The following is a 13588-nucleotide window of genomic DNA, read 5'->3' on the forward strand; positions in this document are numbered from 1 at the left end:
AATAGCGGCTGAATTTGTAAAAAGCGGCAAGCATAATCGAGTCGGTTTGAAGCGGCGCGGCAAACGCGCGTTTCAATCCCAGGATATACAGGCGGGAGAGAAAACAATGAAGGACATCTTAGAAATACTTTCTTTAAACGGCATCTATCTGGCGATAGCGCTGCTGGGGGCGATTCTGGGCTGCGCGGCGATTCTATACGGCGCTTCGTGGTCCGAATCGTCGCTGCGCACCGATCGCGTCAAGCGCAGGCAGCGGATCGTCGTGCTGATCGGCACGATCGCTTTCGCCGCCGACCATATTCTGGCTCCGCTTTCGCTGGAGATTCCGGTGAACAACGATTACTATGCGATTTATCTGATTCTGATGGTAGCCGGGTGTTTTGCCGCCATCTACGTATCGCTGCATTACGCCGTTGTTCCGTGGAACGATCCGACGAAGTTTTTCCTGGCCGGCTTTGCCGTTTCGTTCACCGTTCTGATCTTCGATTACGCCAATATTGTGTTCCTGTTCCGCGATCAGGTCGTCTGGAACCCGGAACTGGTGCTGATGACGACCGCGCTTGTTTTTTGTGCCGGCTTCGCCCTGATCCGCCTGTTCGCGCTGTCCAACCGCAATCGCGAACAGGGGCTGCATTCGAAAATGACGATCCCGGGCCTTGTTCTGTGCGGTCTTGCGCTGTTCGGCATTCCGATCCTGTGCGTGCTGTCCGTGATGCCGCTTGAACTGTACGACGCCGTGGGCGAGATCGGAAGAGGCTATGCGTATCTGATTCCGTATATCGCGATGCTGCTTATCGTGGCCGGCATGATCGCGGTGCCCGACAATTTCGTGCATGTGCGCGACAAGCTGCAAAGCCGCAAGATGCAGGAGCGCGAGCAGCACTATATTTCGCTGTACGAACACAATCCGGACGGCGTGCTGGAATTCGATACGCGCGGGGTCGTGACGGGCATGAACGTGCAGGCGGAGAATATCGCGAAGAAATTCGGCAAAAAAATCATCGGCTCGCGCTTCGGCGATCTGTTTTCCGGAGAGCAGCGGCGCATCGTGAGCGAGCATATCCGTATCGTGCTGGAAGGCAGACCGAGCGTCACCGAACTCGATATCAAAAGCCCCGACGGTCTGACCGTATCCTACGGGCTGACTTCGCTGCCGATCGTGGTTAACCGCCGGGTCGTCGGCGCTTACAGCATCGCCAAGAATATCACCAAGCGCAAACGCGACCAGGAAACGATCCGCCATCTGGCTTATCACGACGAGCTGACCGGACTGGCCAACCGCCGTTCGTTCGAAGTCACGCTGGAACGGTTCGCCAATTACGGGGACAAGAAACCGGAGCCGTTCACGCTGCTGTTCGTCGATATGGACCGCTTCAAGCGCGTCAACGACTTTTTCGGCCATGCGTTCGGCGATCTGGTCATCAAGCAGGCGGGACGCATGATCAAGGAATGTCTGCCGCCGACCTCGTTCCTTGCGCGGATGGGCGGCGACGAATTTACGGTTATCCTGCCGGGCGTGCATCATAAACCGGATGTGGAAGAACTGGCCGGACGGATCGTGGAACGCTTTACGCATCCTTTTCCGATCGACAAGCATACGGTGAAGCTCTCGGCTTCCGTGGGCGTGGCGCGCTTTCCCGAAGACGGGCTGTCGAGCGACCTGCTGACCAAGCACGCCGACGCCGCCATGTACGACGCCAAGCAGAACGGCAGCTCGCAGTACCGCTTCTACGACGCGGCCAGCGACCGCACCAGCATGGAGGAGATCCAGCTGGAGCAGGATCTGGAACACGCGATCGAGCTGGATCAGCTGCGGCTGCTGTACCAGCCCAAATTCGATATCCGCAGCGGAGAACGCATCGGGTACGAGGCGCTGATCCGCTGGAATCATCCGGCGCACGGCGAGATTTCGCCGCTCAAGTTTATCCCGCTGGCGGAGAAGACGGGCATGATCGTCCAGGTCGAGCAGTGGGTGCTGCGCACCGCGTGCTTGCAGGCCAAACGGTGGCAGGACGAAGACGGCGGCCGTCCGCTGCCGATGGCGGTCAATATCTCGCAGGTGCATCTGATGAAGCCGGATATTTACGAATCGATTATCCAGACCCTCGAAGAAACCGGGTTCGATCCCGCGCTGCTGGAACTGGAAATTACGGAAAGCGCCATGATGCACAACGAAGAGCACGTTATCGAAATTCTGGACAAGCTCAAAGGAGCGGGCATTTCCGTTTCGATGGACGACTTCGGCACCGGCTACAGCTCGCTCAGTTATCTGCACAGCCTGCCGATCAACTGCCTGAAGATCGACCGTTCGTTCATCAACAAGATCACGACGGACAAAGACAGCAAAGCGATCGCCGAGATGATTATCTCGATGGCCAAGCAGCTGGGACTCAAGATCATCGCGGAAGGCGTCGAGACGAAAGAGCAGGTTGCGCTGCTGCAGGAGCTTCAATGCTACAATGTGCAGGGCTTCTACTACAGCCGTCCGCTCCCGCCGGAACAGGTGAGCAAGATCCACCATACTCCGCTGCAGACGCGCCGCGCGGAAAGCAGTATGTAAGATTCGTTCGATTGGAGCTTCGGTGTCCGCCAGAAGGCGGCATCGAAGCTTTTTTTTGCGGCGTATTTTAAGCGGACAGCCTCAATAAACCATATATAAAAATAAATTAATATAATGAAAAATTCATAATAGAAAACATCGGCTATCGCACGATCATACGAAATCGGAGCAGAGTATGCCATAATAAAGAAAAAGGAGGGGCCCCATGAATACATTCATTTTCCAACCGGGCGATTCCGTCGCCCTGATCGCCTGTTCGGACGGAGTCCCGCCGCAGGACCGTTCCCGGATCGACGCGCTGTCCGGACATCTGCGCGGCTTCGGGCTGAACGTGGCGGAAGCCCGCACGCTGATGTGTCAAACCGGCCCGTTCAGCGGAACGCCGCGGGAAAGAGCCGGCGAATTGAATCGTTTGTTTGCCGATCCCGCTATTCGGGCGATCTTCGATATTTCGGGCGGAGACTCGGCGAACCAGATTCTGCCGCTGCTCGACTATGCGGCGATCGCTTCATCGTCCAAGCCGCTGTTTGGGCTCAGCGATCTGTCGGCGGTGCTGAACGCGGTGTCGCTGCGCAGCCGAATCCGCACCTATCATTATCGCGCCATGAACCTGGACGGCTCTTACGGCGAGAGGCAGCGGGAGGAATTTTACCGGACCTTCTTCGAAGGGCTGCCGGATCTGTACAATTTCGATTTCGAATTTCTCCGGGGCGAAGACCTGGACGGCGATGTGATCGGCGGCAATCTGCGCTGCTTTCTCAAGCTTGCGGGCACGCCTTACTGGCCGGACGCAGCCGGCAAAGTGCTGCTACTGGAGTCGCTGGGCGGCCGCGCGAACCGGATCGTTTCGCTGCTGGCGCAGCTTGCGCAGACCGGGGTGCTGGAACGCTGCTCCGGGCTGCTGCTCGGCACTTTCACGGAGCTGGAAAGCAGCGGCGAGTTCGAAATCGTGCGGGACTATCTGCTGGAACTGACCCGCGAGCGAGGCATTCCGATCGTCAAATCGGGGCGGATCGGACACGGCGAAGACGCCAAATGCGTCGTAATCGGTTAAATAGGGAGATAACGAAGCGCAGGGATCGAACAAGCAGCACAAGGAGGAACCGGATGCGGATCGGCAGAGACTTATTCAAGAAAATAAAGGTCGGGAAAATAGGACACGGCCGTGATCGCGCGCAGTCCGGTGCGGGTATGCCCCCGTCTTCCGATACCGCAATCCGCGCGCCCAAACCGGATGCGGAAGCTTCTTCGCGTCAGCCGTCTCCCGGTCCGGCTTTCGAGACGGCGACGTTCGCCGGAGGCTGCTTCTGGTGCATGGTGTCCCCGTTCGACGAACTGCCGGGCATTCTCTCGATCGTGTCGGGCTATACCGGCGGACATACCGAGAATCCGACTTACGAAGAAGTGGGCCGCGAGACGACGGGGCACGCGGAAGCGGTGCGGATTACATTCGATCCGTCCGTGTTCCCGTACAGCCGGCTGCTCGAACTGTTCTGGCGCCAGATCGACCCGACCGACGCGGAAGGGCAGTTCCGGGACCGCGGCGCTTCTTACCGGCCGGCGATCTTCGTGCATAACGAGCGTCAGCGGCGGGAAGCGGAAGCTTCCAGACGGGAGTTGGAACGCAGCGGGCGCTTCAAGCAAAAGATCGTCACGGAGATCGTCGACGCGGGCCCGTTCTATCCGGCGGAAGACGAACATCAGGATTACTACAAGCGCAGCTACGGCCATTACCGCCTGTACCGGCAGCACTCTGGCCGGGAGCAGTTTCTCGGCCGGCACTGGGATACCGACGCGGACCGGGAGCGGCTGCGCCGCGAACTGACCGAAACCGAATTTGCGGCGATGTTCGGGGGCGAGATGGAGCCCGCTTACGACAATGCCCTGTGGAACGAACAGCGCTCCGGGATCTATACGGACCGGTTGAGCGGCGATACGCTGTTCGATTCCGCGGACAAGTACGATGCCGGAGACGGCTGGCCCGCTTTCTCGCGCATTGCCCGTACCCGCCTGGTGCGCCGCGAAGCCGACCTGAACGGCGGGGAAGTGCGGACCGCGCTGATCAGCCGCCTGACCGGCATCCGGCTCGGCTATCTGCTCTACGACGGCCCGGGCGAAGACCGGCTGCATTACCGGGTCAATTCCGCGGCTTTGGTCTTCATCCCGGATGAAGACTAAAGCTTTTTATTTTGCGCCAGCCGGGTTCCGCGAGCTCCGACATCCCCGAATCCGTCCTGTAAATTTATTTACTTTATGTGGATAATTTGAAAACAAGTCTTAACAGAAAGACTCCGAAAGCGTTATAATGAGCCGTAAAGACATATGGGCTGGAGGAGCATAATGAGAAAAGGAAAGATGTTTTACAAAACGTTTATCCCGATCCTGCTGCTGGGCATGGGGCTGGCCGTCAGTTTCGGGGTCTACATCTATGTTCAAACCGTGCACTCCGTAATCGGCAGCGTATCGGGCGAGAAGCAGAATTATATCACCCAGATCAAGAATAACCTGGAGCAGAAAATACGCACTATTGAATACGCTTTCAATACATACAGCACGACCAGCTCTTTTACCGACGTAGTGAACCATCCGATTACCGAGCGGGACTTTGTCGCCTACCGGGACGTTAATTCGCAGCTGAATTATATCGCGACGATGGGGCTCGAAGGCGCCGAATATACCCTGATCAGCCTGAATCAGAACTGGCGGATCGCAAGCGGAACGCTGTCTTACTTGAGCGACGACGAGCGCGAAAGTCTGCATAAGCAGTATGTCGAAGGCCAGGACAAAGGGCTGTTCTGGATCAAAACGGACAACGGCATCCGCTTCGTCAACACGCTGCCGGCTTTTTCTTCGCGCAAGCAGGCGATCGCGCTGTCGGATATTTCGCTCGGCACGCTGGACCGGACGATCCGCAGCGACGGCCGGACCCGCGTGTTTATCGCCAACAAGCAGGGCGATCTGATGTACGACACGCAGGCCGGAAGCGCGCTGCTGAGCGCGGCGCAGCTCAAGCAGGCGGTGGAGTCGGCGGGCGACGGGCGAAGCGCAGGGATGATTACGGTCCGGCCGGAAGGCCGCTCCGGCGTGCAGCTGATCTATTCGCGGTCGGCCTATAACAACTGGACGTACTTTACGGTGCTGGACCAGCGGGAGATCGCCGGCGCTTTGAACACGACGCGGTTCGGCCTGGTTGCGATGGAACTGGCGCTGATTCTGCTGATCGGCATCGTCGCGTACGTGACCGCCGCCCATTTTACCAAGCCGATCCGCCAGATCACCCGCAGCCTGCCGGCTTCCGCCTCGCTGAACGCCAAGAACGAGATCGAATGGATTCTCTCGTCGATCAACCGCATCCTGAGCGAAAAGCGCAGCCTGGAAAGCCTGATCGAAGCGGAGCAGCCGCAGTTGGAAACGCAGTTCGTGCTCAATCTGTTCCGCAACCGGATCTCGGCCTCGGAGCTGGGGCGGCAGCTCGAACGGCTCGGCTATTCGGACCGGCAGCCGCAGCATTATGTCACGATGCTCGTCCAGCTCGACAATGTGGGCAAGCGGGAGCCGGCCGACCGCGACGTGCTGCTGCTCGCCGTGAACAAGATCGCCGAAGAGATCGTGCCGGCGAAGCGGCGCATGCTGCCCGTGATCCTGAACGACGATACGCAGGCCGTCATCCTGACGTTCGACAGCGCGGCCGACGAGCCGGAGATCCGCAGGCAAACGCTGGAATACGCCAAAACCATGATCCGTACGGTCAAAGAATACCTGCAGCTGTCCGTCAGCGTCGGGCTCAGCCCCGGCTACTCCGAACTGCTCAAAAGCAAGGAAGCGTGCGAAATGGGCAAGCAGGCGCTGCATCAGCGGCTGAATCTCGGCAAAGAATCGATTATTTTCTACGAGGACATCGCGGACGTGGTCTCGGGCGCGCTCACGCTTCGCTATCCGGCGGAACTGGAATCCCGGCTGTTCGATGCCATAAGGCTGGGCGACGAAGAGCAGGTGTCGGCCGCGCTGTATCCGCTGCTGGCCGAGTTTATGAAGAAAAGCCGCAGTTCGATGAATCTGGAAGTCATGCTGATTCGTCTGGTGAACAATTTGATCCAGCTGGAGCAGATGCTCGGCATCGAAGTGCTGCTGACAGCGCACAATCACGAACTGTACCATCGTCTGCTCGGCATCCGCAATCCCGAGGAAGTGGAGCGGATTCTGGTGGAACAGGTCATTTTCCCGATGGTGCGCAGCATGAAAGAGAAGACCAACCAGCAGTTCCGCTGTTTGTCGCAGACCGTCGCCGAGATCGTGCGCAGCGAATACGACCGCGAGCTGTCGCTGGAGTCGATCGGCGAGCGTTTGCACTACAATCCGAATTATCTGAGCAGCATTTTCAAAAAAGAATTCGGCGTGACGTTCAGCGACTATCTGATGGGCTATCGGCTGGAGATGGCAAAAAAGTGGCTGACCGAGACCGACCAGACCGTCAAAGAAATCGCCGAACGCCTGCAGTACCATAACCCGCAAAACTTTATCCGTTCCTTCCGCAAAAAAGAGCAGGTGACGCCGGGCGTGTACCGCAAGCTGCGTCAGCAGATGTAATAAGAGGCCCGCGGTTCGCGGATCGAAATAAGGCGGCAGAAAGCCCCGTCTTCCGCAAACGAGCGGAGAACGGGGCTTTCTGCGGACCGGAAGCGGAGCGGCAAACCGCTTTTTCGAAAACGGATTCGAACGTTCAGCCTTTGACCGCTCCCAGCAGCGCGCCTTTGGTAAAGTGCTTCTGCACGAACGGATACGCGATCAGCATCGGGACGGTGGCGACGACGATAACGGCCATCTTGATCGTCTGGGCCGGCGGGATGACGTCGACCGAGGTGCCTTCCGCCTGCATGCCGCTCGAGACGATGACGATCTGACGCAGCAGCACCTGGATCGGCCATTTGACGGAGTCGTTCAGATACAGGATCGCGGTCATATACGTGTTCCAGTAGGTAACGGCGTAGAACAGCGAGATGGTCGCGATCGAAGGCAGCGCGAGCGGCAGCATAATTTTGAAAAAGATGCCCAGGTCGTTGCTGCCGTCGATCTTGGCCGATTCCTCCAGCTCGTCGGGCAGCGCCTGGAAGAAGTTGCGCATAATAATGAGGTTGAACGCGTTTACGGCTACCGGCAGGATCAGCGACCAGTAGGAATCGATCAGGCCGACGCTTTTGACCACAAGGAACGTCGGGATCATCCCGCCGCTGAACAGCATCGAGAACACCACGATAAAGTTGATGAAGTTGCGCCCGTACAAATATTTGCGCGACAGCCCGTACGCCATCAGCGAAGTGAGCGCCATGCTGACGAACGTGCCCATGAGCGTGACGCCAACCGATACGCCCAGTCCTTTGAAGATCGTCGGCGTGGACAGAATGTAGCGGTAAGCGTCCAGCGAGAAGGTGCTCGGGAAAAGGATAAAACTCTTGGAAACGACTTCCTGGGTCGAAGCGAACGAGCTGGCGATAACGTTGACGAACGGAACCACGCAGATCAGCGCGATCAGGGTCAGCAGTGAATAGTTGACGATATTGAACACGAGGCTGCCTGCGGACTGCCTGCGGCGGGCGGGTGAACGTTCCGTGACCTGGACCATAGTTCTGGACCTCCTTGAGAAAATAGGCTGTGCGCATCCCGTTTGAAAAGCGTTCCGGGGCGCGCGGGGCTCTACTTTCACGATACCAGCGGCTGCTCGTTCCGTATATAATCCCCGGCTGAGATGATGGCTGCCGAAGAGGCGGTTTACGGGATAATCATCAGCTGAGGCGGTAATCATCAGACGCGGTTCGAAGCGTGAAACCGCCGTAACAACGCGGTTTTGCAAGCGTTATCATGTGATGATTATATACGGAATGCCGCCTCGCGGTTACGCTGGGAACGTAATCGGAATTCATAGGGAGAGCGGGGGTGGTCCAGGATGGCCAAGCCGGTGAACGTGTCCGACGCGTATCTGGTGAAGCTCGATCGTCAGGCGGTGCGCAAGCGGCGCCACGGGATACGCAAACACAAGCTGCTTTATTTAATGATCCTGCCGGGCTTTTTGTACTTCGTCGTATTCAAGTATTTTCCGATGGGCGGACTGGTGATCGCGTTCCAGGATTATCAGCCGTACCAGGGCATCATGGGCAGTCCGTGGGTCGGGCTCAAGCATTTCGTCCGATTGTTCACGGAGCCGACTTTTTTTATGCTGCTGCGCAATACGCTGATCCTGTTCGGGATGAATATCGTGTTCTTTTTCCCGCTGCCGATCATCCTTGCGCTGATGCTGAACGAAGTGCGGCACAAGTTTTTCAAAAATTCGATCCAGACCCTCATTTATATTCCGCATTTCATGTCTTGGGTCATTATCGTATCGATCACCTACGTCTTCCTGACGGTCGACGGGGGCGTGGTCAACGAGCTGCTGGCGGCGCTGGGACTGTCCAAGATCGGCTTCCTCACTTCGTCGGAGTGGCTGCGCACCGTCTATATCGGGCAGATTATCTGGAAAGAACTCGGCTGGTCCACCATCATCTACCTGGCCGCGATCACGGTCGTCGATACCCAGCTGTACGAAGCGGCCGAGATGGACGGAGCGAGCCGGCTGCGCAAGACCTGGCACGTGACGCTGCCGGCGATCCGCCCGGTCATTATTACGCTGCTGATCCTGAAGATCGGCAGCACGCTGGACCTGGGCTTCGAGCATATGTATCTGCTGCTCAATTCCTTGAACCGCGAAGTCGCGGAGATTTTCGATACCTATATCTATACCGCCGGGCTCAAGAACGGCCAGCTCAGCTACAGTACCACGGTCGGCCTGTTTAAAGGCGTGGTTGGGCTGATCCTGGTCATGCTGTCCAACCGGCTCGCCAAGAAATTCGGGGAAGACGGCGTGTATTGAGCGTTTGGCATTGTATCGAGCTTCGCCCATTACGAATAGAAAAGGGGTAATCACATGAACCAATCGGTTTCGAGAAACGCCCGTAAAGCCGCGGCCGCTCTGCTCTGCACCACGTTCCTGCTGCTGGGCGCCTGCGGCAACAGCGGCAAGCAGGCCGCTTCGGATCAGCCGTACGACGAGAACGCCAAAGCCAATATTACCTGGCTGAATATTCTGCACACCGCGTCACCGCCGACCGATACCGTACTGAACAAACTCGAAGAGAAAACCAACGCCGATATCCAGTTCTCCTGGATTCCGGACGCGTCCAAAGAAGAACGGATCAACACGGCGCTGGCGTCCGATTCGCTCGCCGATATCGTCACGCTGACGCTGCTCGACAACTCGTCGGTACGCAACTCGCTCAAGTCCGGACTGTTCTGGGAAGTGGAACCGTATCTGAACGATTATCCGAACCTGGCGAAGATTTCCGAAGACACCCGCAGATCGGCTTCGATCGACGGCAAGCTGTACGGCGTTCCTTTTCAAAAAGACCTGGCCCGCAACGGCATAACGATCCGTAAAGACTGGCTCGACAAGCTGGGGCTCGAAACGCCGCATACGACGGACGAACTCATGGAAGTGGCGCGGGCGTTTACCGAAGACGATCCGGACGGCAACGGCAAGCGGGATACGACCGGCTTCGTGGACCGCAGCGATCTGATCTACGGCGCGTTCAAAACGCTGAGTTCGTACTTCGGCACCCCGAACAACTGGGCGGTAAGCGACGACGGCAAGATGACGCCCGAGTTTATGACCGATTCGTATATCTCCACCATGAATTATATGAAGGAACTGTACGAGAACGGCTATATCAACAAAGACTTCGCCGTCACCGCCAAAACGGACCAGCAGCAGAAATTCGCGCAGGGCAAAGCCGGCATCTATGTAGGCGCGATCTTCGACAGCAAAAATCTCCTCAATATGGCCAAAGGCATCCAGGATAACATGGAACTTGCGCTGGTCAACGATATTACGCAAAACGGCGACGAAAGCGAACGCGCCATCTGGGCGGCCAACAACGGGATCGGCGGACTGCTGGCTTTTCCGAGATCCGAAGTGAAAGACGAAGCCGAACTCAAGCGGGTGCTGAAATTCGTCAACGACCTGATGGACGAAGATGCGTATGCGCTGATGACTTACGGCATCGAAGGCACGCACTACACGGTCGACGACCAGGACGCGGCCACGATTACCAACACCGATCTCTGGCAGCAGGAAGTGCAGCCGTTCGCGGCCAGCCGTCCGAAAGAAAGCGGCTATCCGATCCACGACGCCGACCCGCTGAAGCAGGAATCCGACAAGCTGATTGCCGAGAACGCCAACTATGCGGTGCTTAATCCGGCTTACTCGCTGGAATCGGAAACGTACAATACCCAGGGCTCGGAGCTGCAAAAAATTGTCGTCGACGCCACCTATAAGTATATCCTGGGCGAGATCGACGAAGCGGGCTTCAAATCGGCGGTCAAGAACTGGCGCAAATCCGGCGGCGACAGCATCATCTCCGAATACGAAGCGGCGTACAAAGCGAATCAATCGTAAATCGACAGAGTTCTTTTAACCCTGGATGTCGCAAAAATGGTCACACGGGAGGTCGAAATGACAACGTTAAACTGGAGCGAACGCATGGCTGAATCGATCATGCGGCGCACGCCGCTTCTATGCGAAGACAAAGGCTACGGCGGCAAATGGTCTTACGATTACGGCGTGGTGCTCAAAGGCTTCGAGGCGCTGTGGCGGCGCAGCGGAGATGATCGTTACCTGCGCTATATCCGCCGGCAGATGGACCGCTTCATCCAAGACGGCGGCGGTATTATCGGTTATGAGCCGGAGGAATACAATATCGATCATATCAACAACGGCAAACTGCTGTTCCTGCTGCACGAGCAAACGGGAGACAACAAGTACCGCCTGGCGGCCGATCTGCTGCGCAGCCAGCTGGACCGCCACCCCCGCACATCGGAAGGCGCGTTCTGGCACAAACAGATTTACCCGTACCAGATCTGGCTGGACGGGCTGTATATGGGAGCGCCGTTCTATCTCCAGTATCAGCTCATTTACCGGAACGGGGAAGGCGTCGAAGACGTAATCCGGCAGTTTCAACTGTGCGAGCGGCATACCCGCGATTCGGATACAGGACTGCTGCATCACGCCTGGGACGAGCGTAAAGTCCAGCCGTGGTGCGACCCGGCCACCGGGCTGTCGGAGCATTACTGGGGACGTTCGCTCGGTTGGTTCGTGATGGCGCTGGCCGATGTGCTGGAGCTGCTGGCGGCGCTGCCGCAGGAGCATGAAGACGCGCCGGAACTGCGCCGCATGCTCGCGGAAACGCTGGCGGCGCTGAGAAACTATCAGGATGCGGAGTCCGGCGTGTGGTATCAGGTCGTCGACTGCGGCGAGCGCAAAGGCAATTACCTGGAAGCTTCGGCTTCGTCCATGATCGTCTACGCCATCGCCAAAAGCATCTCGCTCGGCGTGCTGCCGGAAGACGAGTGGGGCGAAACGCTGGACCGCGCATTCCGCGGGCTGATCGACGAATTCGTGCTGGAAACGCGCGAAGGACTGCTCAATCTGAACAAGAACTGCCAGGTGGCCGGCCTCGGCGGCGCGGACAAACGCGACGGCAGCTATGCGTATTATCTCAGCGAACCGATCGTGACCAACGATCAGAAAGGACTGGGCGCGTTCCTGCTCGCCTGCGCGGCATACGAGCAGCTGCGGGGCTTTGCGGAGCCGCGGGAAGATCAGCGGGAAAACGGAGCAGAGGCGTCCATAGCGGCGCAGCGGACGCAGGAACCTTTCTCGCCGTGACGGTTGCAAAGCGGGTCGGCCTTGAGCCCGGCTGCGATTACGTCACGATCCAATCCGCTGTGGATGCGCTGGAGCGGGAAGGCCTGCGGGAGAAACCGGCCGCTCTGTATATACTTTCCGGCACTTACCGCGAGCAGGTCCGAATCTACCGTTCAAATTTGCGGATGGTCGGGATTGGAGCAGTAACGATCGTCATGAACCGCTGCGCGCGCGAACGCGGCGCAGACGGCGAAGAGATCGGCACGTTCGCGACGCCGACTTTGTTCCTGGGCGGAGCCGATCTCGAACTGGAGAACCTGACGATCGTCAACGACGCCGGCCAGGGCGAGTCGATTGGCCAGGCGGTGGCGCTGGCCGCGCACTGCGACCGGGCCGTGTTCCGAAACTGCATACTGCGCGGGCACCAGGACACGCTGTTTACCGGCCCGCTTCCGCCGTCCACCAAGACCGGCGGCGCGTTCGGCGGCATCCCGATCCGCGAACATCACGCGCAGTACCGCCAGCTGTACGACCGCTGCCGGATCGAAGGCACCGTCGATTATATCTTCGGCGGAGCAACCACTGTCTTCGACCGCTGCCGTCTGCACAGCGTAGTTCCCGACCGCAAGCGAAGCGGCTATATTACCGCCGCTTCCACACCGCAGGAGCGGGAATACGGCTACGTATTCCGCAGCTGCGACCTGACCGCCGATCCCGGCGTACCTGCCGCGTCCGTCTACCTCGGCCGCCCCTGGCGCCCGTACGCGCAAACCTGCCTGATCGACTGCCGGATCGGCGACCATATCCATCCGGCAGGCTGGCATAATTGGAATAACGCCGACAACGAACGCACCGCCGATTACCGCGAATACGGCCAGGAAGCCGCCAAGCACTCCGCCGACCGCGCCGCCTGGACCCTCTGCCAAACCGAAATCCCGAAAGGATGGGACAACGCAAGCATTTTCGGCGAAGACTGGAATCCGGACAAGATTAAAGCGCGAAGCGAAGGGGCGGAGCGAGAAGTTTAGCGAAGCAAAGACTTTGAGAGAAAGTCGCTTGGATAGCCTAAACAAAGGCTTTCGAATAAAATCACTTCGTAAATAAATGTTTGGAGACTTTCGTAGAAAGTCAGAGTAGTATTAAAAATACTAGGGTTTAAAAAAAGCGAAGCAGCGGAGGGAGAAATTCAGTGTAGGAGCTACAGACTTTCGAAGAAAGTCACATCGGAAGCAGCGTGCCCAGCCAAGCACTCTTTTTCTAGCCGGTGAAAGTCCGGTCGCGGGAGGGGCCAAGCC

Annotated in this window: 9 protein-coding genes; 8 read left to right on the forward strand and 1 reads right to left on the reverse strand. The window is 57.9% G+C overall.

The window, feature by feature from the left end; all coding sequences use genetic code 11:
- Positions 1-106 precede the first annotated feature (106 nt).
- The 4 genes from QWJ34_RS07835 (at position 107) to QWJ34_RS07850 (ending at position 7147) form a co-directional block, all read left to right on the forward strand.
- Positions 107-2560 (forward strand): EAL domain-containing protein, encoded by a 2454-nt coding sequence (locus QWJ34_RS07835; protein ID WP_302726669.1) that lies wholly within the window; start codon positions 107-109, stop codon positions 2558-2560.
- Between the two features lie 205 nt (positions 2561-2765).
- Positions 2766-3614 carry a S66 peptidase family protein gene (locus QWJ34_RS07840; protein ID WP_302726671.1) on the forward strand — a complete coding sequence of 283 codons (849 nt, stop codon included), beginning with the start codon at positions 2766-2768 and terminating at the stop codon, positions 3612-3614.
- Between the two features lie 53 nt (positions 3615-3667).
- Entirely contained in the window at positions 3668-4738 is a 1071-nt protein-coding gene (gene msrA / locus QWJ34_RS07845; RefSeq protein ID WP_302726673.1) for a peptide-methionine (S)-S-oxide reductase MsrA, read from the forward strand.
- Positions 4739-4900: 162 nt separating this feature from the next.
- Positions 4901-7147: an AraC family transcriptional regulator gene (locus QWJ34_RS07850; protein ID WP_302726675.1), complete on the forward strand. Its 2247-nt coding sequence runs from the start codon at positions 4901-4903 to the stop codon at positions 7145-7147.
- A gap of 133 nt (positions 7148-7280) precedes the next feature.
- Here the strand turns inward: QWJ34_RS07850 and QWJ34_RS07855 are convergent, their stop codons facing one another.
- Complete coding sequence (locus QWJ34_RS07855) at positions 7281-8180, reverse strand: carbohydrate ABC transporter permease (protein WP_302726677.1); 900 nt, start codon at positions 8178-8180, stop codon at positions 7281-7283.
- Positions 8181-8606: 426 nt separating this feature from the next.
- Here QWJ34_RS07855 and QWJ34_RS07860 point away from each other — a divergent pair, with 426 nt between their 5' ends.
- From QWJ34_RS07860 to QWJ34_RS07875, 4 genes are read left to right on the forward strand one after another with little or no spacing between them, the layout of a single operon-like run.
- A complete protein-coding gene (locus tag QWJ34_RS07860; protein ID WP_302726738.1) occupies positions 8607-9464 on the forward strand; it encodes an ABC transporter permease in 858 nt (285 codons plus the stop codon).
- A gap of 54 nt (positions 9465-9518) precedes the next feature.
- Positions 9519-11045 carry an extracellular solute-binding protein gene (locus QWJ34_RS07865; protein WP_302726678.1) on the forward strand — a complete coding sequence of 509 codons (1527 nt, stop codon included), beginning with the start codon at positions 9519-9521 and terminating at the stop codon, positions 11043-11045.
- Positions 11046-11102: 57 nt separating this feature from the next.
- Positions 11103-12314: a glycoside hydrolase family 88/105 protein gene (locus QWJ34_RS07870; protein ID WP_302726680.1), complete on the forward strand. Its 1212-nt coding sequence runs from the start codon at positions 11103-11105 to the stop codon at positions 12312-12314.
- Positions 12311-13321, forward strand: a complete 1011-nt coding sequence (locus QWJ34_RS07875) for a pectinesterase family protein (RefSeq protein WP_302726682.1) — start codon at positions 12311-12313, stop codon at positions 13319-13321. Before QWJ34_RS07870 ends, QWJ34_RS07875 begins: the two co-directional genes overlap by 4 nt.
- Positions 13322-13588: the final 267 nt, after the last annotated feature.

The organism is Saccharibacillus sp. CPCC 101409 (genome assembly GCF_030518235.1).
Lineage (GTDB): Bacteria > Bacillota > Bacilli > Paenibacillales > Paenibacillaceae > Saccharibacillus.